The 23,681-nt window shown below is 41.0% G+C and carries 25 protein-coding genes; 19 read left to right on the forward strand and 6 right to left on the reverse strand.

Annotated elements, in window-relative coordinates; translation table 11 throughout:
* Window positions 1-62 precede the first annotated feature (62 nt).
* The 6 genes from D328_RS29140 (at window position 63) to D328_RS0114270 (ending at window position 5,406) form a co-directional block, all read left to right on the forward strand.
* Window positions 63-1,196, forward strand: coding sequence for an ABC transporter substrate-binding protein (locus D328_RS29140; RefSeq protein WP_026281182.1), 1,134 nt, complete (start codon window positions 63-65; stop codon window positions 1,194-1,196).
* Window positions 1,171-1,920, forward strand: a complete 750-nt coding sequence (locus D328_RS0114250; protein ID WP_018885703.1) for an ABC transporter permease — start codon at window positions 1,171-1,173, stop codon at window positions 1,918-1,920. The genes D328_RS29140 and D328_RS0114250 overlap by 26 nt, the downstream gene beginning before the upstream one ends.
* Before the next feature lie 41 nt (window positions 1,921-1,961).
* Complete coding sequence (locus D328_RS0114255; RefSeq protein ID WP_018885704.1) at window positions 1,962-2,657, forward strand: ABC transporter ATP-binding protein; 696 nt, start codon at window positions 1,962-1,964, stop codon at window positions 2,655-2,657.
* Window positions 2,658-3,152: 495 nt separating this feature from the next.
* Window positions 3,153-3,944, forward strand: a complete 792-nt coding sequence (locus tag D328_RS0114260; RefSeq protein WP_018885705.1) for a ParA family protein — start codon at window positions 3,153-3,155, stop codon at window positions 3,942-3,944.
* On the forward strand, window positions 3,934-4,962 hold the full coding sequence (locus D328_RS0114265) for a ParB N-terminal domain-containing protein (protein ID WP_018885706.1): 1,029 nt from the start codon (window positions 3,934-3,936) through the stop codon (window positions 4,960-4,962). The genes D328_RS0114260 and D328_RS0114265 overlap by 11 nt, the downstream gene beginning before the upstream one ends.
* A 3-nt stretch (window positions 4,963-4,965) precedes the next feature.
* Window positions 4,966-5,406: a DUF6075 family protein gene (locus D328_RS0114270; RefSeq protein WP_018885707.1), complete on the forward strand. Its 441-nt coding sequence runs from the start codon at window positions 4,966-4,968 to the stop codon at window positions 5,404-5,406.
* An 11-nt stretch (window positions 5,407-5,417) separates the two neighbouring features.
* Here D328_RS0114270 and D328_RS29145 read toward each other — a convergent pair whose 3' ends face one another.
* Window positions 5,418-7,451: a hypothetical protein gene (locus D328_RS29145; RefSeq protein ID WP_018885708.1), complete on the reverse strand. Its 2,034-nt coding sequence runs from the start codon at window positions 7,449-7,451 to the stop codon at window positions 5,418-5,420.
* A gap of 103 nt (window positions 7,452-7,554) precedes the next feature.
* On the opposite strand from D328_RS29145, the gene D328_RS29150 reads away from it, so the two are divergent.
* Window positions 7,555-8,178, forward strand: a complete 624-nt coding sequence (locus D328_RS29150) for a DUF3991 and TOPRIM domain-containing protein (RefSeq protein WP_081625279.1) — start codon at window positions 7,555-7,557, stop codon at window positions 8,176-8,178.
* Between the two features lie 73 nt (window positions 8,179-8,251).
* On the opposite strand, the gene D328_RS0114285 is transcribed toward D328_RS29150, so the two are convergent.
* Genes D328_RS0114285 through D328_RS0114300 form a run of 4 tightly spaced genes read right to left on the reverse strand, consistent with a single transcriptional unit; the run spans window position 8,252 to window position 13,573 of the window.
* Window positions 8,252-9,073 (reverse strand): YecA family protein, encoded by an 822-nt coding sequence (locus D328_RS0114285; protein ID WP_018885710.1) that lies wholly within the window; start codon window positions 9,071-9,073, stop codon window positions 8,252-8,254.
* Window positions 9,074-9,082: 9 nt separating this feature from the next.
* A complete protein-coding gene (locus tag D328_RS0114290; protein WP_018885711.1) occupies window positions 9,083-9,598 on the reverse strand; it encodes a hypothetical protein in 516 nt (171 codons plus the stop codon).
* A 29-nt stretch (window positions 9,599-9,627) separates the two neighbouring features.
* Window positions 9,628-11,619, reverse strand: coding sequence for a UvrD-helicase domain-containing protein (locus tag D328_RS0114295; protein WP_018885712.1), 1,992 nt, complete (start codon window positions 11,617-11,619; stop codon window positions 9,628-9,630).
* Complete coding sequence (locus tag D328_RS0114300; protein WP_018885713.1) at window positions 11,612-13,573, reverse strand: ATP-dependent nuclease; 1,962 nt, start codon at window positions 13,571-13,573, stop codon at window positions 11,612-11,614. Before D328_RS0114300 ends, D328_RS0114295 begins: the two co-directional genes overlap by 8 nt.
* Before the next feature lie 444 nt (window positions 13,574-14,017).
* On the opposite strand from D328_RS0114300, the gene D328_RS0114305 reads away from it, so the two are divergent.
* The 10 genes from D328_RS0114305 to D328_RS0114345 all read left to right on the forward strand — a co-directional run bounded on the left by D328_RS0114305 (window position 14,018) and on the right by D328_RS0114345 (window position 21,429).
* Window positions 14,018-14,500, forward strand: a complete 483-nt coding sequence (locus D328_RS0114305) for a hypothetical protein (protein WP_018885714.1) — start codon at window positions 14,018-14,020, stop codon at window positions 14,498-14,500.
* A complete protein-coding gene (mobP3, locus tag D328_RS0114310; RefSeq protein ID WP_154659066.1) occupies window positions 14,409-15,716 on the forward strand; it encodes a MobP3 family relaxase in 1,308 nt (435 codons plus the stop codon). The genes D328_RS0114305 and mobP3 overlap by 92 nt, the downstream gene beginning before the upstream one ends.
* 300 nt (window positions 15,717-16,016) lie before the next feature.
* Window positions 16,017-16,724 (forward strand): hypothetical protein, encoded by a 708-nt coding sequence (locus tag D328_RS0114315; protein WP_018885716.1) that lies wholly within the window; start codon window positions 16,017-16,019, stop codon window positions 16,722-16,724.
* A 37-nt stretch (window positions 16,725-16,761) separates the two neighbouring features.
* A complete protein-coding gene (locus tag D328_RS0114320) occupies window positions 16,762-17,622 on the forward strand; it encodes a hypothetical protein (RefSeq protein WP_018885717.1) in 861 nt (286 codons plus the stop codon).
* On the forward strand, window positions 17,616-18,134 hold the full coding sequence (locus D328_RS29155; protein WP_205622128.1) for a hypothetical protein: 519 nt from the start codon (window positions 17,616-17,618) through the stop codon (window positions 18,132-18,134). The genes D328_RS0114320 and D328_RS29155 overlap by 7 nt, the downstream gene beginning before the upstream one ends.
* Complete coding sequence (locus D328_RS29160) at window positions 18,085-19,686, forward strand: VirD4-like conjugal transfer protein, CD1115 family (protein WP_051091147.1); 1,602 nt, start codon at window positions 18,085-18,087, stop codon at window positions 19,684-19,686. The genes D328_RS29155 and D328_RS29160 overlap by 50 nt, the downstream gene beginning before the upstream one ends.
* Window positions 19,686-20,024, forward strand: a complete 339-nt coding sequence (locus D328_RS0114330; RefSeq protein WP_018885718.1) for an Mbov_0395 family pilin-like conjugal transfer protein — start codon at window positions 19,686-19,688, stop codon at window positions 20,022-20,024. Before D328_RS29160 ends, D328_RS0114330 begins: the two co-directional genes overlap by 1 nt.
* Before the next feature lie 62 nt (window positions 20,025-20,086).
* Complete coding sequence (locus D328_RS0114335; RefSeq protein ID WP_018885719.1) at window positions 20,087-20,317, forward strand: DUF6133 family protein; 231 nt, start codon at window positions 20,087-20,089, stop codon at window positions 20,315-20,317.
* 62 nt (window positions 20,318-20,379) lie between these two features.
* Window positions 20,380-21,216 (forward strand): conjugal transfer protein TrbL family protein, encoded by an 837-nt coding sequence (locus D328_RS0114340; protein WP_018885720.1) that lies wholly within the window; start codon window positions 20,380-20,382, stop codon window positions 21,214-21,216.
* A 3-nt stretch (window positions 21,217-21,219) separates the two neighbouring features.
* Window positions 21,220-21,429 (forward strand): hypothetical protein, encoded by a 210-nt coding sequence (locus D328_RS0114345; protein ID WP_018885721.1) that lies wholly within the window; start codon window positions 21,220-21,222, stop codon window positions 21,427-21,429.
* Between the two features lie 91 nt (window positions 21,430-21,520).
* Here D328_RS0114345 and D328_RS0114350 read toward each other — a convergent pair whose 3' ends face one another.
* Window positions 21,521-22,777, reverse strand: coding sequence for a HipA domain-containing protein (locus D328_RS0114350; RefSeq protein WP_018885722.1), 1,257 nt, complete (start codon window positions 22,775-22,777; stop codon window positions 21,521-21,523).
* Window positions 22,778-22,918: 141 nt separating this feature from the next.
* Between D328_RS0114350 and D328_RS0114355 the strand changes: the two genes are divergently transcribed.
* Together D328_RS0114355 and D328_RS0114360 are read left to right on the forward strand one after the other, a co-directional pair.
* Entirely contained in the window at window positions 22,919-23,251 is a 333-nt protein-coding gene (locus tag D328_RS0114355) for a hypothetical protein (protein ID WP_018885723.1), read from the forward strand.
* The gene (locus tag D328_RS0114360; protein ID WP_018885724.1) at window positions 23,248-23,673 is read left to right on the forward strand and encodes a prepilin peptidase; all 426 of its coding nucleotides are present in this window, start codon (window positions 23,248-23,250) and stop codon (window positions 23,671-23,673) included. Before D328_RS0114355 ends, D328_RS0114360 begins: the two co-directional genes overlap by 4 nt.
* Window positions 23,674-23,681 lie beyond the last annotated feature (8 nt).

Genomic DNA, 23,681 nt, shown 5'->3' on the forward strand with positions numbered 1-23,681 from the left:
CTAAAAAAAGATAGAACAATAGCTGTAACTAAATAAGTTTACACCATGAAAGGATTTCTGCTATGAAATTAAAATACACACCTATTTTATTCATGTGCTGCTTGCTCACTCTATTATTCCTGTTAGGGGGATGCGGCTCACAGCCTGCTGCGAATCAACAGCATCCAGCTAATTCCGAGAATTCAACATCATCAACTACAGTAGCCTCTGGCGAGTCTACTTCTACATCTACTCCAAGCGCCGAGCATGCGAGTACATCCACAAGTAATAGCACGACTATGAGCGGAACTATGAAAGGAACTACGGGTGAACCGATGACTCTTACAGTGGGTGGGCCACAATCACCTCCATCATTACCCATCTTAAGAATGATAGATTCCCATGCTATGGGCGAGAACGTGCAGATTGAATTCAAGACATGGGAGAGCATGGACACTCTGGGCGCATTGGCAAAGGACAAGAACGTCAGCTTTATAGCCTTGCCGCTCAATAACGCAGTCATTATGTACAACAAGGGAATGGACCTGTCCCTCATGAATATCAATACCTGGTCAGTCATGGGAATGGTGACAACAGACCCCTCTGTTAAGGGGTGGAAGGATCTTCAGGGTACCGTGCTATATGTTCCCATGAAATCTTCCCCTGTGGACTACATCACGCAGACCTTTTTGAAGCACAATGGACTAATTCCAGGGAAGGACGTTACGCTGCAATACAGTCAGATCGCAGAAGGGGCACAGTTGCTGTTATCCGGTAAAGCTTCCACCATAGTTAGCATTCAGCCACAAATAACGGCGATTCAGATGAAAAATGAACAGGTACGCTCTATCGTAGATTACAAGAAGGAGTGGCAGGACGTCACGCAACTAACTACGGATTTACCGAACGCTGGTCTGGCCACTAAGCAGTCTGTGATCGCCAGTGATCCAGAGCTCGTTGCACGCTTCCAAGAGGAATATAAGCAGGCGCTGCAATGGACTTTGGACAACCCCCGAGAGGCGGCGTTGCTTGCTAATAAATATTTCAAGCTGGATAGCGCGGTCGTAGAGAAGGCGATTCCGCATATGGCACTGGAGTTCGCCCCTGCCTGGGAGAGCAAGGAGGTTCTGACCAAGTACTACGAGACGCTGTTCGAATACAGCAAGGATAGCATTGGAGGCAAGCTCCCGGATGAGACATTCTATTATCAGCCTTAGCAAAAAAGGGCTATCTCTGCTGCTCCTACTCTTGCTATGGCAGCTGCTTGCCCTTCAGATGGAGCCTTTCATTCTTCCGGGACCACTGGATACTATTCGAGCTGCTATCGCCTACCTTGGAGATATCACCTTTTATCATGCTGTCTATCGTACCTTGATTAAGCTGCTGATCGGTATGGTCTGTGTACTACTAATTGGCGGTAGTCTGGGACTAATCATTGGCCTACAGCCCCGTTGGAAGCCTTATGTGGAGCCACTCATTGATGTTATGCAATCGGTGCCTCCCATTGCCTGGCTCGGGATCGCCATTATCTGGTTCGGTCTTACGGACGTACCTTCTATTTTCATAATCGTGCTCTCTACTACACCTGTGTTATTCACCAATCTATATGAAGGCTTTGTAGATATTGATCACCAGTTGATCCGAATGGCCAAAGTGTTCAATGTTCCTCGGCGAAAAGTAGTATCTAGCATCATTCTGCCTTCCTTGCGCAACTACTTCAAATCAGGAATGATTACTTCTGCTGGCCTCGGCTGGAAATTGGCTGTTATGGCTGAGCTCTTAACCTCGGTGAACGGTATCGGAGGACTACTCTCTGATGCGAGAACGAATCTGGATACACAGAAGGTGCTTGCGCTAGCTTTGTTCATGGCTGTGCTCTGGAATATCATCAAATGGCTTATTTCTATTCTATTCCGCAGCAGAGTCAAAACCATTCAATAGTTCAATCCATTCAATAAATACGGTGAAGGATGCGGTGAAGGATGCTCAAGCTACACGGAGTCACAAAACGCTATGAAGGTACGACCATTCTGGACAACATAGACCTTACTATTGAGCAGCAAAAGATTATTTGTGTGCTTGGCCCTTCCGGGGCTGGTAAATCAACATTACTGAATATTCTCTCTCAGGCAGAGCCCATAGATGCAGGTGCAATTACGCTTCAGGCTGAGCTGAGAATCTCCTATGTCTTTCAGGAGGATCGCCTGCTTCCCTGGTCCACCGTAATGGAAAACATTGCTTTCGTCAAAGGTGATGCCGTGCAGGAGGATATTCAAGCCTTGCTAAATGAGGTGGGTTTGGCTAACTACCATGACCACTACCCTGATCAGCTATCTGGTGGGATGCGCCAACGATGCTCTATTGCTCGCGCTTTCTACTATGGAGGGAACTTATTGCTCATGGACGAACCATTTCATTCCTTGGATTATCATCTTCGGTTTGAGCTGGTACAACAATTGATTTCTTTATGGGAGCGCAGTCGATGCTCCATTGTGCTGGTCACTCATGATATTGATGAGGCCTTGCTGCTAGGGAATGAGATCATTATTCTGTCTAAAAACCCGGGGATGATTGCACATCGTTATACAATCCCCACGCCTCAAAGAAACCGTTCGCTAAAGGAGCCTGAGCTGCTACAGCTACGAGCCGACATATTGGAGTGTTTGCTGAGCGTATAACTGCCTGCTGATATATCAAGAATGGCAAGCAGTAGCTGGCTGCTTTATTCTTCATGGCATAAACCATGCTATCAGGAGGCTCAGAACTCCGACAAATGACCTAAAGAAACTTCAGCCAATCAAATGAAGTACACAAAATAAGAACAGCTCATTAGATATTATTTCTAATGAGCTGTTCTCTGTTAAAGTATACCGGCGAGAGGACTCGAACCTCCACGGTTTCCCACTCGATTTTGAGTCGCACACTCTATTGCGACATGAGCAGAAATTAAGTCCAAGAAGAGGAATATAAAACCCGCGAAAATCCTTGTAGAATCAAGGTTTTTCGCGGGTTTTTTTGTTGAATTCAGAGCCAGTCTGACTTCCCGAGAATCAGCGAAAAAGAAGCCGTTTTTAGACGTTGGAAAGAACTCGGAAAGAACTAAAACAGAATCAGCCCGCTCCCTACCATTGACAAAATTAACGGAGCGATTGCTCCAGGGAGGGTATAATTTCATGTCCAAAACAACCGTCATCACCATTGCTAATCAGAAAGGCGGCACAGGCAAAACGACCACCGCCTACAATCTTGCTTACGCCTTATCTAATGAAGGAAAAAAAGTGCTGCTCGTCGATTTTGACCCACAAGGCAATCTGTCCATGTGCTTTGGCATTGAGCAGCCGGATCAGCTTCCATTCTCAATGTTCAATGTCATGAACGCTATTATGAGCGATGAACCACTTCCTCCTACCGAGGAGTATATCCACTCCCACGGCAATATCGACCTCATTCCGAGCAACATTGAGTTGTCCGTTGCCGAGATTAACTTGCGGGATGAGATGGGCGGGGAAAAAACGCTAGCTTCCCTACTGGAACCGATGAAGCCGAACTACGACTACATCATCATTGACACCAATCCTTCACTTGGATTGCTGACGATCAATGCTCTTGCAGCCAGCGATAGCGTGCTGATCCCCGTGAATCCGCAGCTATGGTCTGCTACGGGATTAACCCAGTTGCTCAGAATTATTGTAAAAGTCAAAAAACGCATTAACCCGCGCATTAGTATTGAAGGTATTCTCATGACCATGTGCAACACCCGCACCAACTTGTACAAGGAGGCTTTCCGTCTGGTCAAAGTCTATTACCGCGAAACCTTCCGCATCTTCGATGTGCAAATTCCTTTGTCCGTTAAAGTAGGCGAAGCTAACTTTTATAGTCAGAGCATTATTCAGTTTGAACCCAAATCCAAGGTAGCCGCGGCGTATCAAGAACTGGCGAAGGAGCTGATGGAGAGTGGCAGCTAAACGACCTGTTCCCAAACTTTCCAGCATTGATGAGTTGTTGTTGCTATCGGAAAAAGACCAGCCTTTGCTTGAACAATCCGCTGGAATTCAAACTATTCCCATAAATAAAATCAGAATGTACAAAGATCATCCTTTTCGCTTATATGAAGGTGAGCGATTGGCGGATATGGTAAGCAGCATTGAAAACAACGGTATTCTTGTCCCGGTCATTGTGCGAAAGATTGAAGTCGATGAGAACGGTTGTGACCACGAAATGCTGGCTGGACATAACCGAATGAACGCGGCGCAATTACTAGGGCTTGAAAAACTACCTGCTGTTGTAAAGGAAATGCTTACTGATGAAGAAGCCCTTATGTATGTGGTCGAAACCAATGTGTTGCAACGCTCTTTTACCGACATGCTCCCTTCTGAAAAGGCCAAGGTACTGACTCTTCGTCACTCTGAAATGTTCTCCCAGGGCAAACGAAACGATATTATTGAGGAGCTTAAAAGCCTGGAAAACCCGCAGTACATCAGGAGAAATACAACTTCTGCCCCAGTGGGGCAGAAGTCTACCAGTCGGGATAAAGTTGCTCAAGAATACGGTTTATCTAAAAATTCCGTCTCCCGATTGCTCCGTATCGACAAGCTGATCCCTGGACTAAAGCAGCGTACCGATGTCGAGGAATTGCCTTTGCGTAGTGCTGTGCAACTCTCTTATTTATCGGACGATGAGCAAATCATGGTGGAGCAGGCTATAGCAGAGAATGGTTATAAAGTGGATATGAAAAAATCAGAATTTCTACAAGGCTACTCGGGCAAACTCACCGCCGAACAAACCATTAAAATTCTATCTGGTGAAGCTATACGTAGACCACGTAGTAAAACACCCGCACCCTTTAAGCTGAAACATAAAATATTCACCAAATACTTTTCTGCTAACACAAAACCTTCTGAGATTGAAGCAACTATCGACGAAGCATTGAAAATGTATTTTTCTCAGCATCTATGTTTATCGAATAATGAAACGGAGGAATGAATTATGCCTAGAATTTTTAAAGACATTTCACATGAGCAGTTTTATGAGGGTAACGTAATTCGTGCGAACCGCGAACATGACCCCTATCGAAGAGCACTGTTTTACCTGCTGGGCCTAACTGATGAAACCCGCCATCACATTCATGACGTGTATGATTTCCAAGAAGAAAGCATCCGCTTAGAAGGGATTCAATCAGGTTGGCAGACAGGCACTTCCTCTCGCCTCACCCGCCTAGCCTTTAATCTTTACTCCGGCTATACGGGTAAGGACGAGCTGAATGCCTATCTATACAGTCCTTACTATCTTTTTGATACTCAACTGATGCCTTTCTTTTTTGAAGCTGTTAGGCTGCGGTATCCGGAATATAATCAGAGTTTTGAGCCGAATATGCGACTTATTGAACCATCACTTCAAAACCAAGAGTATGAAGAGCTAGGGCATTAACAGTAAAACTCTTATAATAAATAAGTTCTTTCTCTAATTCTATTTATCTTAAATAATTCGTTATCTCTAGTGTAATCCGAGATCCAGCCCTTTCGCTTAAGTGCAGTTAGTAATTGTTCATTAGCCACGTTTATTTCAAATCTAGGTCTGGTGTGAGGCTCGAAAATCTTCTGGTACTCTACTGGACCAAGCTCTCTTAAATATCCCTTGCAAGTAAACAAGTCCATATTCTTTAATGACAGAGCTAATAATCCAATCTTCTCGTTAATATCTAGGTCTTCAGTAGAGATTAAAACCTTGAATAAAAATTGGCATATTTCAATTTCTTCTGAAATAATGTATTCTATTTTTTCCTTAGCTAATTCAACTATTATTTTTTGAACCTCTGCTCCCCACTTCCAATATGTTAAGAACAGCTGTGGAAGATCATTTTCATTAAGATTATGGTTTATGATATGAGCTTTAATAGGATCTGAGTAATTTTTATTCAAGATAGTTAATTTCTCTGGCGTAAATTGGAGAAGTTGAAGTTTTAACTTGTCTGCAATATTCCATGAAATCACTTCAATCATCTCTTCAATTAAAAATGTATCTTGCGTTATTAAATCTACGTAGCCCTCCAAATTTTTTCTAATGTAATAAAAAATTTGATCAGAATAATTCGCTCTTATAAAAGTTAAGGTTTCAATGTTTAGTGGCACAATTTCTTTATCAACGATAATACAAAACTTCTTATCAGAGATACCTTCAAAATTAAACACCTCATATGGAATGTGTAGGGTGGTTAGTATCTCAGTATACTTCTTATCCGTAAGTTTGTTACACACAATTATTTCATTAAAAAAGTTCTCTAAATCACTATCATACGTATTAAAATCCAGAACTTTATTATTGTCATTTATAAAATTTATTAATTCGTCAGTTAGCGATTCATTATGTTCAAAGTAATTTATAATATTTTGTTCTGTGTAGCTTACCAACCGTTTATTTATAAGCTCCGTCCAAAGCTCACTCCCATCCACTGAAGTTATATACACTATACAGGTCTGGAGATAATGGATGTATTTTTTCTTCTGCTCTATTGATAAGGTTTCGTTATTTAGTATTCCTAGTACAGCACCCTCATCATCATTAATTTTTTGTTTATTGTTTTCTACAATGATACGAATATAATCAGAAAAATTATCATGAATGTACTGAGATAACTCTGAGTCAGGTCGAGAAAGCACTAAAGTATAATTTCGATGGAGTATATCCTCTTCATCCTCTATAGAATAGAACGTTCCTAACATAAGAGCCAGGTTTTCAAAGTTAAGAGCGTATAATGACTCTTGATATACTTTCTCTAATAGAATAGGATTTGCCTTTTCAATTCTTAAAAATAAAACATCTAACTTCTTAAACAACTCAATTAATTTATCAGGCTTAGGATCATTTATGTCTAAGTAATCAGCACTTTCTGAAATATACTTGGTTAGAACATCGTTATCGTTCATAACTTCAATATCCTGCGCATTTGAATAGTACAATGTATAAATTGAATACAATCTGATTTGTTTAGCCGTCAGGTGCCTTTCTTGAAGAATTACCTGAAACATATCAGACCATTCCCTATTCATTGATTTAACAAAAGCTTCTACTTCTCTTTCTGTATCAAAATAAGCCCCAATAAATTCAAAGTTTTTCGTATCTTGAAGTTGATTTAAAAATCGATTAAGGTATTTTTGTTTATTGCTTGTCTTTAAAAGATATTCGAATAAATCGAAATTAAGTATTTCTTCCTGCTCTAAATCGAACTCCCTAATTCTGGATGTCACCAGTTCAGGATTCTTTAAAGAATAGGTATAGTCTTTAGCTCTTTTATCAGTAATACTTCGCAAAAAAGTTTTGTCTACTCTGCTAATGCTATTTGCATAAAAGTAAGTCATATAATCCTGATAAGATTCATCAATAAACCCATTACGAATCAAATATTTCAACAAAACAAAATATTCACTACTTTTGATTTCATTAAAATTAGTTTCAATACCAATTTCGTTTTTCACTGTAATTTTAAAAATTGAATCGATATTATTTCTGTTTATTAATTCTTTAAGCTGCTTAGCTTGAATAGTAAGTATTTCTTTTGTTGCTTGGTATTTAACTCAAGTGCGTGGAATAGCACCTAAAATAGTCTCATTACTTATGCATGAAAAGAAACTTTACCAGCAAGACAAAACGGGTAATTGCGTTTTTGTTGGGTATGACCAAGAAGGAGTTGCACGATATTGCTCTATGCGCGGCACCGCTCTAAACAAGCCTTTTAAGCAAGATCAGGAGTATTCTGACAAAAGTTATCCGTTTCATCTTGCCGGCTACCCTGACAGTAAACGGGTATATGTATGTGAAAGCCCTATTGATGCTGCGAGTCGGGCTACAATTGAAAAAATACGAGGGCGGGACTGGAGAACCGCTCATTACATTTCGCTCGGTTGCTTATCCGACCAGGCACTTGAGCAGTTTCTTAAAGACAATGTAATAAATGAGATTGTGTTTTGTCTGGATAACGATGCAAATGCTACTTATAGCAATGGCAGCCCCGCTCCCAATTGGGGACAAGAGGCTGCCGTAAAGTTTTATCAAAAGTTCAGTAAACTTAGATATGTAACATTTATTGAAACGCCTATCCTTAAAGATTTCAATGAGGCTTTAACAGCAGCTTGCCAAATTCCACTTAAAGCAAAATCGTACTTAGTGGAAGATGAATATGAGTTTTATGATTTCATAAAATAAACACACTAAAAATTGAATGAATTATTAAGAACAACTTATTAAAAACAGTAATGTACACGATCTCTAGGACATCTCACTTCCATGAATTAAACATTTTCACTGGTATTCTTTTTTTAGGAATATCCGTATAAATAGTTATACGATGATGATCAAAAAGTTCATCAACAGTATTATGACAACATAACTTATACTTTTTTTGAGAATTACAGGGACATGGGGCATTCCTTCCTACCCCCACAAATTCTATCCTTTTTTCTTTAATTGTCTCTAACCCCCAGTCATCATAGGGACCAGACAATTGTTCCAAAAGATTTTCTAACATGGAGTAGTTATATTCTAAACCCTCGGGAAAGAGTACGGCATATTTATCAAAAGGATTTTGAACAACTGATATCGCAAGTAACTGAGCCTCATTAATTCTTCGGATGCAAAGTTTACCATCATAAATTTCTCCAACCTTATGCCCACAAGAATCTCTCAGTGAGGCTATCTTACCGCAAATTGAACAAGTAGATTTTCTGATAACCGATTCTCTACTGAAAAAATATTTGTATGGAAATAGCATTTGATATTGAAAAATGATTCGATCATAAAACTCTAAATTATACGTCTCCTCAGCACTTAGATGTCTCCTTAAATAAGAAAGCCTAATTTCAATTTGATCAAATAAACACCAGGCAGCATAGTATTCTTTATCGTTCAAATTATTAAATGCCTCTAGGTAGTGATGAATAATTTTATAAATTTGTTCTAAACACCAAATCTCTTTAGCAATTATCTGATTGTTTTGTGATACCACATTCTCTTTTAATATATTCAAGAAAATTAAAATTTCTTGATCTAGAATGTCTCCTCGAAAACTATTTAGGTATTCTTTAATATTATTTATATCCATATTAATTACCTACTTATCTATACGTTTAATAGCTCTTATCGTTGATTCAAATTTATCCGGATCACCTTCATATGATACCTTTTTCGACTTACCTTTTGACTCAATAATTAGTTCAATTTTCACCTTTGTTTCTGAACGACTTCTTTTTATTTTGTCACTCAAATAATTCGTTATTAATCCAGTAACAATTGGAAACACAATACTTGAAAGAATAATTGTGGGTAGTGTAATTAGGTCCGCATGAAGTTCAAGTTCTTGAAAGTTCTCATCTGAAACACATATATCTAGCACTACATCTGTCTTAGTTGAGGCTTCCTTCATATAGTGATAAAACTCTAATGTTTTTTCTGGAAATAAAGGACTACTGTGGTCTAGGAAATCTTTATCATAAGGAATAATAAGAGCATTTGCTTTTTGAATTTCATCCGAATATTCTTTTGAAAAATACGTATTATTATAAATTGTCTCAAAATTTGTTTCTACTTCTTCTATTTCTATTTTCACACTTTCATCACGCTCGTACATTGAGTCTTTCACCCCTTAATTCTAATAACTTATTTTCCCACCAGTTCCTCATTTCTATTAATCACTTCTTTATCATCCTTAAAGTTAATCCGCTTAAATCCAAATGATTCTATCTTGCTTCGATCCTTATCCTTTAATCCTGGAACGGCCCATAATAAAGAGTATTTAGGCCTCGTATTTGCGACATAACCGATTCTCTTGGGTTCACCGCTACTTTCAATCCATTGTTTCCAATAACCGCTTCCATTACTTTGACTTGACACAACCATTACACTGTCAAAATCTTTTCCTTTAACAGAATGAATCGTATGAACTGAAGGTAACACCTTATTGTCATTGGAATAAGAACAAGAAATAAGTGTATTCGCAGTTCCTGAAGGGGTGCGGTAAGGAGTCAAATTAAGAAAGTCGCGTTCCTTACAATCATATCCTCTCAATGAAGTATATGAATTTCGAAAAATATCACTTGAGATTGAGTTAAAAGCGGCATACCAATCTTTATATAGTCGATTAGAGATATTTAATAGTTCTGGATATTTACAACATTCATCTAAAAAATCTTTAATGAAAATTCTCCAACTAAAAACAGAGTCAACATCCGCGGGACAATGATAGTTTTTTTTGGTTTTAGCTCCACCAAAGTGCTTTTGGAGGTATCTACCCGCTAGATCTATAGCATTCAACTGCGATGAAGGTTTATTATCAAGCCAATACTGAATAGCATCAATTAATAAATGTTTACTTCCATTGTTAAATGATTCAAGAGCCCATTTTAAAGTTTGTTGTCGGACTAAAACTGCTGCTTTATTAATTGGAATATTAACCTGTTTCAAATAATTCGAATAACGCTCTCTTAATGATTCTAACTCATCGTATTCTAGATAACATACACTGTCATCAAATAATTTATCTTCTGAATGACCCATAATATCTGATGCTATATTAAGAATACTATTAGCGCTTTCAACTATTCGATGGCAACTTCTAAAATTATCAGTTAATTTATAATTTTGAAACTTCGAAATAAATTCTCTTGTGTATGTTGGATCAGCATTCTTAAATTCATATATAGCTTGATTAAGATCACCTATAAAATGCAAATAAGAACCACATTTCGCAATACTATCAAGTATATTTATTTCAATCCAAGAAAGATCCTGACACTCATCTATAAATATCACTGGATACTTCTTTGCTATGATCTCAGCAATTTCAGGGCTTTTTAATAGAATCCAGTATGCCATATAGTTCATATCTTCAAAATTCGCAAAGCCATCTTGCAAAAACTTTGATTTGCTTTTTCTAATTTCTTTTTTCCAATAATCAAGCTGATAACGCCAGTCTTCCCCTTTTTCTTTCCGAAGATTAATTACGTATTGTTGGAATTTATCGGAATTATAATACTCCGTCAAACTTGTTTGAGAGTTTTCTGATAATCGAATAACAAAATCTTTAACTTGAGGATCAAAAAATACCTGATTGGCAAATAGCTTCATTTTCTTATTATGACTAATTATTCTTGGAATCCGCAAGACATAGTTACTTAACCAATGGTTGCTGTATATCTCAATATCTTTATCAATTAACTTATATGTCGTGTCAGTTTCTTTCATTTTATGATTAAAAAATTTATATCCAAATTTCTGAGAAATCATACCATGTATAAAGCCAGTTAACGTTCCTATGTAGTGTGGGTACAATGAAGAAGATCCCGTAAATTGTTCTACACGCTGGGTTATTGTATCAGTGGCTTCATTGGTAAAAGTCAGCACAGCTAGACCATTGTTTTTTCCACTCCACCGACTAATTTCGTAAGCAGTTTTCATACCAACAACTTCTGTTTTCCCACTACCTGCACATGCCTCAAGAAAAATATTTTCATTAATAGGTGAAAGCACATACTCTAGCTGCTGCTTGGTTTTCTCTTCAACTTTACAAGATATAAATGAATGATATGTATCAGATGACTGTTTACTAGTTAATGATTCAAAAATCATTTGCTCCATATCTTTTTTATCCATCTACTTCTACTCCTTCACAAGACCAGAGAATTGCTCTACTAATGTAATTTGGAACTTTAAAAAGATCACTTATTTTGCTTAACTTATCTAAATCTTCAAGATCATTATTATTTTCAATTTTACTTACCTCTGTTTCAAGATAGTACGTTAACTCTTGTGCGTAAATTCCTTTGCCCAATTCTTTACTTTCAATATGTTCAAAAATATATTTAGCATCCTCAACTTGGGAATTATCATCTGCGTACTCATCTTTACTATCAACAATGACCTTACATGTACTACTCACACTACCCTTATCAGAGGGCCAGGCATTCTGAAGAACTTTAGCCATTACAGAAATATTTCCTTCCATGAGCAAATCATATTCAAATGTTTTAAGTGGAGAAACAAATAATCTTCCCCACTTACTTGACTCGATTTCAGATATCAAGGTTATTGCGCTGTTCTCACCTAATGGGTTATCACTCCATTTTGGATATACTTCAACTTTTTTCATTACTGGCTTTCCGTCCTTGTCACCAACGATAATTTCTTCTTTGGGTGGATCATTATCTGTTATTCCAGAACAATAAATAGGTAAATGTTCTTCTCCAACAGAAGAATCACAACTAGCAAACAATTTTAGGAAATGCTTAAAATTAACCCCACTTATATTAATTGTAGAAATACCAGCTTCTTCTAATGAATTAGGTAACATAGACTTTGCACTACTTAAAGCATTCTTATTGTAGTGTGCCAAAACAATTTTAGCAAAAGAAGGGATAATCATAGCCTCACTAATTCCCTCTACAAGTATAACTCCTTTAGAAAATAACAAAGTAGACTTCGTTACATCCATCCAGCGATTTATATACCTTCTACTATTACCCAAATCAATATTTTTCAATGAAATCGTGTTAATTTTCCCTTCTTGTTGCGTAACATGAATTAAACGGTCAATATCAATAGATGATGCAAGAACTGGCGAATGTGTAGTTACAATAACTTGTAAATTCTCACTTTTTTGCGTAATCTCTTCAAGGTGCTTTATAAATTTTATTTGTAATTGAGGGTGTAAGTGGGCCTCCGGCTCCTCAATAAGCAAAACAGTCATCATGTTATTCTCTTTTAATAATTCAAATTCAGCAAACACAGTAGCTATGTACAATAAATTATTGTATCCCAAGCTGTTGGTCGCTATATCTCTAAACTTTTCTGGGTCTTCTTCCTTAATACCCGGAAAGAAAACCATCTTTATGCTCTCAACAATCTTGTTAAAAGTAGACTCCGAAAATTGCAAATTAATACTTTGTCCAAATCTTTGCCCCAAAGTCTCTTCAAGTTTCATATTAATATTAGATTTTGCCTCTTCTATTTGGTTGTATTTATTCCCAACATTGTTTGTAATTTGCTTATTAAAATCTTCTACGCTTTTTACTAACTCATCCTTTTTATCACCATACTGCTTTCTTAATAACTGAGCTAATCTTGATTTCTTTCCATTAACAAGTTTCTCCTCTGCATCACGTAGTGGAGGAAGATAAATACAGTCTATACAATCAAATGTCTCCTCTTCAAAAGCACTTGATTTAGAAGATCCACCCCAAACATCTTTTTTATAATAACCTTTTCTATTTGGATTTGAACTAACTTCCAGATGCAATTGGGCTTTGAAATCTGCATCACACCAAGTTAGAAATGTAACTTTTTCGTTAGGGCTCAGAGCATCAAACGTCAGATCAATTCTCATTTCAGAAGCTGAGTAACTTTTATCCAACGATCTATAAAAATCATCTTCGTTTATGTTCATGTATGAAAATTCATTTTCTTTTAAGGCCAGCCTTAAAGCATTAATTATTGTAGTTTTTCCTGATCCATTTTCACCTACTAAGACATTAAGTCCCTTATTAAGCGCCAAAATGGACTTTTCTTTGGAATTCTTATAGCCAGCAATTTTCAGAGCAGATATATACATTCAATTCCCTCCCAACAAACTATTGTGTGTATCCCTATGCCTTCCTATTCTATTTATCTAGTAAAATCATTCTATAGAATGATTCGAAAGTCCTGCCAAATCCTCCATTTTTTTGACAAAATCCTCTAGGACTCATCAAAATATCATGCTTTTTTAGCTACCCATGATGTGCCATGTTCTGAATGAATATGGCTTTTATTATTTATATCAAAGGAGTGGATCAACATGAAGTTCCCTTATCTCATTCACGGGATAAGCATTCTGCCCTTCCACTCTCCAAGAGGCCCGCCCTTTGGACGCTTGGGAGTGGTGTAAAGGCAGGAATAGCCAAATGTCATTTGGCGTAAGAAACAGCGTGGAAGCAGAGCTTCCACCGACATTTTTTGATGTTTCTCCCCGATAATCGAATGTCGCATGTAGATTGCTTAAAGTGAGGTGAGGCCCTTGGCTCAACCTGAAAAGACCGTGCAAATTACCGTCAAACTACCCAAGAAACAATATGAAGCATTGAAAAAGTATGCGGCTTCCAAACACCTTACCATGGCGGATGTAGTACGAGCCTTTGTGCAGAAAGGCATGTCTATTGAGTCCTACACACAGGAGATTGACTTCCTCACCACTATCATCCGTCAGGAGATCAACATCGCAATCGGTGGACTCAGCAATCGACTGGCTGGACTCGCCAGCAAAGACCTCATCATGTCTGCCGCGGCGTACTATTCGACCATCGCAATTATCACGGATCTCATCGACACCAACCGCTATACGACCTTTCGAGAAATTGAAAAGAAGGCCAGACAGCTTGCTGTGGAGTATACCAAGATGAAACTGAGCGATGCCGAAAAACTGTTTCTGTCTGGCGATGCCTTCGAGCAAAATATTGAACGATTGCGCGGAGGTGATACCACTGTCAGTCCTGATTTATAAGCAGCGCTTCTTCCATCCCAACCACCACAAAACTCCCGTTAGCAACTATGTCCATATCGGATACATTGCCACACGCCCCGGTGCTATCCGACATGAGAACTTGCCTCACGGACTTTTCGGCAAAATGCAGCCAGGCCATTTACAAACCTATCAATCTTGGCAAGAAGTCGCTCGAATTGCCCGAGATATTTCACGAGAAGGAAAGAACATGTATCGAAGCGTTATTTCCTTTCACACAGAAACAGCGATGGAATTGGACTTGAATGATTTTGCAGCTTGGCAGCAGTATGCAGAACAGCATATGGCCACCCTCGCCGCTCACAACGGAATCCGAACTGAAAATCTATGCTGGGCTGCTGCCTTCCACAATGAGAAAGATCATCCCCATCTACATGTTGTCTTTTGGGACAAAAATCAGACGATCATGAAAAACTTTACCCATCCGGAAATTCCAAACCGAATCCGCAAACAGCTCATCAAAGACACGTTTGCTTATAAAATCAAAGTATTTTGTGAACAACGTGATCTGGCTAAGTCAGGCATAACGGAAATCACGGATCAAGTTATTGAACAGTTTGAATCCCATATGAAATCACTAAGTCCCAGAGCATTTCGAGAATTTCAGCAACACTTTGAAGACAAGGATGAGGATTCTTTACTTCATCTCCCCAAACATCATCTGGTGGATAAACAAACGATTACGCTACTTGCCTCACGTCTCATGGATTTACGTAATCACATGCCGAAAACAGGCCGGCTCGCTTACAAGCTGTTGCCACCAGATACAAAAAAACAAGTGGACGAGCTGGTTCAGGATTTACTGAAGGCCAACCCTTATTTATCTCAAATGACAGAAGAGTACGTGCAGGCCAAATTGGAATTAAGCAGGCTGTATACGTCCGATCCAGAGCAACTTGAGAAACAGCGAATCCAGTATCAGGCTGAAGCTGAAAAGCGTATTGCCAATCGCATCCTCTCCACCATTCGGACAATTATTAAATTAGAAAAAGACGTTGATTTTCACCTTTATCAAGCTGAGAGGCAGACAGCAATGGCAGAGCAGCTTCTACTAGAGCTGCTTCATCTAATGGAAGGCTTAACGATGACCGCTCAATTGGATTTGGATGGAAAATTGAAAGTGATCGGAGGAGATTTATCAAAACAAGCAAAAAAGGAGTGGCTGTTACGGCATAAGGATCAGGGATTGGATCGATAAACACGCTATGAGAAGCGTTTTTTTTGGACAATATCTTGGATAACTTATGCATAACACCCCTCCCCTGTGGACAAATACTCGCTACTTGAAAGGAAAGATACCATGCTATTTACAAATGGTCGGCTGCAATCTTTTGAGCAGATGATGAAGCAACCTCCGCATCACCCTCATCGCAGCTCCAAAAAACAGCCCCAATCGAAAACTTCCGTTCCCCCAAACTCATTGAATCAGAATGCAAACCATCGTGAAGAAACAGGAGAAAAAACACCTCCTCGTACTGACTTATAGGAGTGACACGATATGAAAAGCAAACAAGAATTTTATAAAGCCTTTTTTGCTGCGCTTACCACTCAAGGTATTGAAGTTCGCCGCTCCACCTCTGCCGACTACTTGGCTGACCTTTATCAAGGAGAACAGCTCATTGCTTTCTTCACCCGCATGGACAGCATTGAGAAGAATCCATTTGTCACTGTCTCGGACAGGCTGATGAGTAGTATCCATGACTTAGCTAGAAAAACAGCATTCCAATTAGGAATCTGCACGGAGAAGCCATATCACGACAAGACCGAAAAAATCGCAAATGGCGTATATAAACTCTGTGAACATGGCGATGTCATACTGGCCTGCAAACATCACCCACTATTTGAGTATGTCTTTTCCACTTATCGTCTGGCCCCGGACAACCAAGTGCCCGTTCAACGGCAGTATTTTTACAACAAAGATGAAGCTATGGAAAACTTCGCCGCCCGTAGCGGTTTAGTCGATGCACGCAAACTGTTCAGCGAATCTGAACTGGTACTCATCCACGATGAAATGGTCAAGTTCCTTATTACTCCCAATGACAAAACGATGGAGCAATTTGAACAGGTACAGATCCTGATTGATCGTCTGGAAGATTTGTTACCTGCGCTGAAAGAAAGGGACATTCATCTAAATTATGATACCGAATTTTCTCATGACCTTGACGGTAATCCTGATGTGATGGATGTTACCGAACTGTCACGCTAAGTCTTATCCGCATTCATTGTAGAAAGAAGGGATTCTTATGCCACAACCGCAGACCTCTATATGGGGAACCATCTTGACTTGCGTTGAAATTGGGCTGAATATTTACGCCCTGCAAGCTGAACACAATCAGGGACTCGTAGTGGATGCCAATTTCGCCAGGGAAAAGCTCAGTGAGGAAGCGTTGAAGCTGGGTCAGCAACAGGGCGACCACATCTATTTTGATGATGTTAAAAGCATTGTTCCCACCTATGAGTTAGCTCAGCAAGGTGCAATCAACTATCCGGAGCTTAGTGAAGTCATAGCCAATCCAGACAAACTAGCTCAGGAAGGTCGCTATTTTGCCCCCGAATACTTTGGAGAATTTGACCCCCCACAAGACGCAGCAGCTAAAGAGTTTAACTCCTATCAGCGCTGGGACAATGGAATTTACTTAGCAGAACGGCATGGCGTGGAGCAGCTTGCTGTACATCAGACTGCTGGGAATCAAGTATTGTCGGATATGGCCCTCCACCACGCTTCTGGTCAGGGCGACTACTACTTTTTTCCGATTAATGACTGTTCCATCCCAGTTTATGAACTGTCGGCCTCGCATCCTGGCGTGCTTGCTCAGATCATTAATGAAGATAGTCTGCTCCACACGCTCTGCGATGATTACCCCCAATATGTCGGGATGCATAACCTGCATTCAGAGGAATGGGGACATATTCATGATTGCCCGGCCCCCAAGTCGCTCTTTTTACAAGTACAACTCGATCACGCTGCTAAACACGAGCCATTTCAGTCAGATACAGATACACATCTTTCATCAACCTATGTTCAATCGAACCACTCCCCTGTCCTCCAAGCCAGGGAGTCTGCCGAGACATTTTTTGAACCTAGCGAGGGAATGGAGTGGTGACACTCAAACCCAAGCTTTGGCTTTCATTGCTGTTCTTTGCTTTTGGTGCCATCTTCAATTTGTTTTTCACCACAGCCCTGCATAAGCTTTTGTCTGGAACCACAAAGACATTGGCTTTTCCTTCATTAAGCGATAGCCTAAGCAGCCTGCTTCACACGAAAGCCCATCTGCTACTGTTCCTCTGCTTTCAGGGTATCGTGATGGTGCTTTCAGTCCTGTTTTTTCTTGCGAACAGTCAGCCTTATCAAAGCAAGCTAAAGCAAGTTGCCCCGGGAATTGAAACGCCTGTTCCAGTCGGACAGCATCAGCACGGTTCAGCACGCTGGATGCGTGAGGAGGAGATGCCTCTCTTGTTTGAAAGTCACACGGTTGACCTTCGGCATCCATTCATCCGTCATTTGATCGACACTGGCTATGACGATCTATCGTTTTTACATCCAATTGATAAGAAGGAGTCTACCGATGCAGTTGAACCACCCGAAAGGAATTCCAAGACAGCATCCACCGAGTAAAATGGACAAGCTCCTCATATCTTCTCCTGTTGTTTCTTCTGGTGGAATTGTTCTTGGCCAGCGACAAGAACGTAACCTGGAGCGCCTCTATTATATTGGTGATGATGTACATTCTCTCTGTATAGGTGCAACCCGTAGCGGCAAGTCGCGAACAGTCGTGCTGCAATCCATTGGTCTGCTAGGGTTGGCTGGAGAGTCGATGGTCATCAGTGACCCGAAAGCCGAGCTTTACCACTATAGTCATGTTCTCTTGAAAAAGCTGGGTTATACCGTGTGGACACTGGATTTTCGGCATCCTGAAAAAAGCCACCATTATAACCTGTTGCAGCCTGTCATTGACGCAACGCTTGCTGGCGATCAAGAACAAGCAGAAATGCTCGCTTGGGATATGACACAGGTGTTGGTAGGTAAAGCGCAAGGCGAGAAGATATGGACAAACGGCGAAATGTCGGTCATTGCGGCTTCCATCCTCAGTGTCGTGTGGGACAATATCAAACGACCCGAATATCAAAACCTGACCAACGTATACTGGTTTCTCGCAGAAATGAATAAGCAAATTGGCAACAAAACGCCAATGCAGGAGTACATCAAGCGCTTGCCCCAACAGCATCCAGCACGTGCTTTGCTTAGTATTTCTGACATTGCCCCTTCACGTACCAAAGGTAGTTTTTATACTTCGGCGCTTACCACCCTCCGGCTGTTCACCTCTAAATCCATTTATGCCATTACCCATAAAAGCGACTTTTCTCTGGCTGACCTTGGTCGTGAGAAACAGGCGCTCTTTATTATTTTGCCCGATGAAAAAACGACCTTCTATCCCGTTGCATCGCTAATGGTGTCTCAGCTTTATGAGCTGTTGACCACCCAAGCTGACGTGCGCGGCGGGAGATTGGAACGGCGGGTTAATTTCATTCTGGATGAATTCGGGAACTTCACGCCGATTGCCGACTTCACCAACAAGCTCACTGTTGGTGGCGGGCGCGGAATGCGCTTCAATCTATTTTTGCAGAGTTTCGAACAGCTCAAGGAAAAATACGACGACCATGCAGCCAGCACCATCAAGAGCAACTGCCAGACTTGGATTTATCTGCAGGCTGACGATTTGGAGACGCTGCGAGAAATTAGTGAAAAGCTGGGAACATACACGACCTCCAGTTATCAGATTTCCGCTTCCCACGGTAAATACTCCACACCAAGCACTTCCCACTCGCTCAATTTGCTGGAGCGCAAGCTGCTAACAGTTGATGAGGTACGCCGCGTATCTCGTCCTTATCAGATTGTTCTTTCCCGCTCCCATCCCGCCATGATGTTCTCCCCTGATCTGAGCCAGTGGGCATTCAATCGCATGATGGGCCTCGGAGACAAAGAGCATAATCGCAAGGTTCGGGAGGAACGGGAACAACGGCGACCTATCCTGACGGATACGAGAGAGGAGGTGAAACTGTGGAACATCTGGATTTATTACCAAAAGGATATTACAAGACAACTGGCAGGGCAACGCCAACAAGCGGCCACTTCCGCTGGGGGAATGCCGCCCTCCTTCGACGATTAATGGGTGGCAATAGATACTTTCGGCAGCTCATCGTAAGTGCTTACGCAGCCCTGTGGCTTTTACTAGACTCTCCCTCTGTTTTGGCATCAGGGGACATTAAAGGAAGTAAGCTCGTCACTGGAACTGAAAAGCTGATCGGTGACGTTACTACCTGGCTGATGATTCTAGCGCCTATCGTATCGGGTTTGCTCATTATTTATTTCTGTATTCGTCGCTCTGCTGCGGATGAAATGGACACCAAGAAGTGGAATAACCGCATCATTGTTGCTGTCGTCTCTTGTATCGGTGCTGTCCTTGGCTCTGCTACCCTAAACATTCTCATCGGTTACTACAAGTAAATCGAGCTTGCCTCATGCGGCAGGCTCTTTTTCATTCAAATTTAACTTGGAGGTTATGAAAAATGAAAAAATGGATGAAGGCAGTAAAAGAAAAGAGCATGTATACCATGGTCATGACAAAATCAGTGCTTCGTAATCGCCGCGGCGAAGGTTTCATTGACACGGCTGTAAAAATCCTGATTGGTGTCGTTATTGGTGCATTGATACTGGGAGGATTGTACGTTCTCTTTAGCACAACAATCCTTCCTACTTTAAATCAGCGGATTATTGATATGTTTAACTACAAACGCTAATTTCCCAACTACTTTCGGCAAGGAGCGGTTCACGCCGCTTCTTGCAAAAAGGAGGCTCACCTTTGGAGAAAATTATATTATTTCTTATTATCGCCTTACTGAATGGTTCCTTAATGTACATGGATACGCTCTTGAAAGACATTATTCCAATTTCGCTTTATGCTGAACGTTACATGACCTTGACCACGGGAGCGAATCTGCTCGAAAACCTGTACGATATTGTATTTTCCTTTGGTGTAGCGCTGATGATTCTCAAATTTCTAAAAAAGGGATTTGAAATCTATGTCCTGTGGACGGATGGCGATCCGGACGAGGAACCCTTGTTTCTGCTTACTAATTTCTTTCGTGCAATGGCGGTTGCCGTCTGTTTTCCAACCATATACACTTGGCTTGGCAGCATGGTAGAAGACTTAACCAATCGCCTACTTGGTGCAATCGGGCAATCTACCAATTACGATTGGCAATTATGGGTCGAAGCGCTGGAATCAGCCGGGTTGGTTACGGCAGTGTTTGGTCTGATTTTCATTGTCTGCTTTTTTATTCTCTATTTCCAGTTTTTGATGCGGGGGCTGGAGATGTTCATTCTGCGAGTGGGTATTCCCTTAGCTTGCGCGGGACTATTAGACAACGATAAGGGCGTATTCCGTGCCTATGCTCAAAAATTCACCCAATCCATGTTGGCTGTCGTCATTCAAATCGCCTTAGCTAAGCTAGGTGTTGGTCTAATGCTGCAAAGCCATGTATTTTGGGGTATGGCTTGCATGATGTTAGCCATTCGCACACCACGATTCCTGTCCGACTTCCTCATTACAACGGGCGGTGGAGGCGGTGTGGTGAACAACGTTTATCACAGTGTCAAACTGATCGGCATGGCCCGTAAGCTAAGTAAGGTAGGCTAGACGATGACCACACTAGAGGAATTGGCCCAGGCTGTTGTTCTCCTCATTCGTGTAGGCTGTGCCTTCCGCTTCATCTACACCATGATCCGCCTATCTGGGGCAGATGAAGAATCCAGTAAATATAAAAAACGCGCCCGCAATGTGATCATCTTTTATGTTCTTGCCGAAAGCATTTGGCAGTTGAAGGAATTAATCTTGTTTTACTACAGCTAATAACGATATGGAACTAGCACCACAAAAACGCCTCTACGATTTTATCTTCGTAGAGACGTTACAGTTAAAATTGAACATCAAACCGTCTATCTTATCTTTCCCATTCGTCTTCTTCCTGCAAACCACTGTACGCAATATTTTCTTTCACATCGGTGCTGTGATCGTCCACCCAAACCTGTGGTTCACGACTATAAATGATTTCCTGCATACGTTCAATGCGCCCACGCAGAGCCTGACAAATCGCATGACAACGGGTCTCATCTACAAAGAGCGAACCACGGAAAATGTTCCGTACTTCATCTTCAATTCCGTCTAGTAGAGATAGATCTAGCCAATCGAAGGATGTCACCAGCTTAATTTGATCATTGTGATCAGGCTTGAACGGTTTACAAGTCAGCTTGCCATCTGCGCGAATCAGACCAAGCGGCTTAGAAAACCAGAGTGACGAACCACTATCGTAAATCGGCGCTGGTCCAATCCACTCCAAGGTCCCTGCATGGCGAATCACACCAAAATTGTTCTGATGTCGATCTTCATTGGCAATCAGATAATCCACCACCATCATCTGGTCAAGTGACTCCACAATGCCGGTAATGCCCAGCGCTTCACAGCAGTTCACATAATGTTGATAGACCGATATATGATTTGGCTTTTGGCTAGTATGCATCACATACCATGCTGTAACGAGTTCGGTCTGAGGAGTAATGAAATTTTCGCACACGCTATAGGGGTAATCTTCCTGCTCCATCAACGTGTAAGGAACATGTGGTATCCCCAATCGCTCCATGATCTTGCTGGCAATGACCTCATTGTACGGCTCCTGTTGAGTCGCGCCGCTTCCACCTTTCACCAAACAACGCTTGCCATCTATAATCGCCCATTTCTTTTTCAACCAGCCATCAGAGGTATTGTCTGGCGACATCAGACTCATCGCATCAGATGAACCTTGCCCAAACAATACATTCCCTACGTCCTCCGAAAAAGGATTGTGAAAGAAGTTGATGGCACTCCATTCCAACTGTGATGCAGATGGACGAATCCAATATTGATCGGACAAACTAAGTCCGTAGCTTTTATCTAACAGTTTTTGTGTCGCAGACAAGTTCAATTCAAGCAGCGCTTCTTTAATTCCGTCACGACTAGCCGGAATCGCTCGTCCCCGCCACCATTCATTGAGTGCCGCGCGATCTATTTTCCCCTTCTTAACAGGTATGCCCACTGGCACATGCCCGGCTGCATAGACTTGTCCAATCGCTGAAATGGAGACTGTTGCTTCATCCAGCTCAATCTCAGCCACGGGTTCATTTTTGTGCATGAGTGTGTAGGATTTGTTCCAGGATTCAGCCACTATCATTTCCTCCATTTCTTAATTTTCTTATTTTTATTAATTTTATTAATTCTATGATTTCTATTATATCAAGTCTGCAGAGATTTCGTCATACAGGCTTTTTATTTTTTCCATTTTCTTCTGAAAGGAGACCACATTTGTATGAGTCAAGAACCTCAAACTTTATATATCCCCATGGGTGTTAAGCCAGAAACAGAATGGTTCTCCGGTTTTGGCAAACAGCAATTATGGCAGAGCGCCATTGGTTCCATGTTGGCGATTGCTCTCGCCTTTATCATCTGGCTAGCTAAAGGCAGTGTTCCTTTCGCTGTCGTCACCTTTTTAAGTGGAGTAGCAGCATCCGTCATGATCACAACAAAAGATCGGCATAACTTGTCAGTGTTGGATCAACTACGTTTTATGGCGAAGTTCAAGAAAAGCCAGAAACATTATCCTTATCGCACTTTACCAGAATGGGACGAGTTTCCTTTATGAGCATGGTAAACATAGAAGCCCTATGTTTTATCCTATTGCTGCTTATTGCAAGCTTCTACGATCTCCGAACACATCAGATCCCAAATAGCCTGTCACTGGTTATCGCTGGCATGGGATTAATTCACAATTCTCCATTCACTGCCCTAATTGGCCTATTCATCACATGCTTGCCCTATTTATTAGCGGCGATCTTTTCTGGTGGAAAAATCGGCGGCGGTGACATCAAACTGATGGCTGCTTGCGGCGTTGTACTCGGTCCTATCTACGGAACGCTGCAAAGCATACTCGGTCTGACACTGGTACTGCTGTTTGCATTAGGAGCTTTCTTCCGTCATGGCATCCATTCAACCAGGCAAATGGCATTACCTTTGGCTCCCTTTCTTACTGTTGGTGGAATTGCAGCCTATATCCTTTCCCATTAAATAAGTAC

It is taken from the genome of Paenibacillus massiliensis 2301065 = DSM 16942, from assembly GCF_000377505.1.
Classification (GTDB): Bacteria; Bacillota; Bacilli; order Paenibacillales; family Paenibacillaceae; genus Paenibacillus; species Paenibacillus massiliensis.

Coding starts and splice junctions, on each gene's coding strand:
- D328_RS29140 (WP_026281182.1), top strand. CDS start 63: ATGAAATTAAAATACACACCTATTTTATTCATGTGCTGCTTGCTCACT.
- D328_RS0114250 (WP_018885703.1), top strand. CDS start 1,171: ATGAGACATTCTATTATCAGCCTTAGCAAAAAAGGGCTATCTCTGCTG.
- D328_RS0114255 (WP_018885704.1), top strand. CDS start 1,962: ATGCTCAAGCTACACGGAGTCACAAAACGCTATGAAGGTACGACCATT.
- D328_RS0114260 (WP_018885705.1), top strand. CDS start 3,153: ATGTCCAAAACAACCGTCATCACCATTGCTAATCAGAAAGGCGGCACA.
- D328_RS0114270 (WP_018885707.1), top strand. CDS start 4,966: ATGCCTAGAATTTTTAAAGACATTTCACATGAGCAGTTTTATGAGGGT.
- D328_RS0114285 (WP_018885710.1), bottom strand. CDS start 9,073: ATGGATATAAATAATATTAAAGAATACCTAAATAGTTTTCGAGGAGAC.
- D328_RS0114290 (WP_018885711.1), bottom strand. CDS start 9,598: ATGTACGAGCGTGATGAAAGTGTGAAAATAGAAATAGAAGAAGTAGAA.
- D328_RS0114295 (WP_018885712.1), bottom strand. CDS start 11,619: ATGGATAAAAAAGATATGGAGCAAATGATTTTTGAATCATTAACTAGT.
- D328_RS0114300 (WP_018885713.1), bottom strand. CDS start 13,573: ATGTATATATCTGCTCTGAAAATTGCTGGCTATAAGAATTCCAAAGAA.
- mobP3 (WP_154659066.1), top strand. CDS start 14,409: ATGCCGAAAAACTGTTTCTGTCTGGCGATGCCTTCGAGCAAAATATTG.
- D328_RS0114315 (WP_018885716.1), top strand. CDS start 16,017: ATGAAAAGCAAACAAGAATTTTATAAAGCCTTTTTTGCTGCGCTTACC.
- D328_RS0114320 (WP_018885717.1), top strand. CDS start 16,762: ATGCCACAACCGCAGACCTCTATATGGGGAACCATCTTGACTTGCGTT.
- D328_RS29160 (WP_051091147.1), top strand. CDS start 18,085: ATGCAGTTGAACCACCCGAAAGGAATTCCAAGACAGCATCCACCGAGT.
- D328_RS0114330 (WP_018885718.1), top strand. CDS start 19,686: ATGGGTGGCAATAGATACTTTCGGCAGCTCATCGTAAGTGCTTACGCA.
- D328_RS0114335 (WP_018885719.1), top strand. CDS start 20,087: ATGAAAAAATGGATGAAGGCAGTAAAAGAAAAGAGCATGTATACCATG.
- D328_RS0114345 (WP_018885721.1), top strand. CDS start 21,220: ATGACCACACTAGAGGAATTGGCCCAGGCTGTTGTTCTCCTCATTCGT.
- D328_RS0114355 (WP_018885723.1), top strand. CDS start 22,919: ATGAGTCAAGAACCTCAAACTTTATATATCCCCATGGGTGTTAAGCCA.
- D328_RS0114360 (WP_018885724.1), top strand. CDS start 23,248: ATGAGCATGGTAAACATAGAAGCCCTATGTTTTATCCTATTGCTGCTT.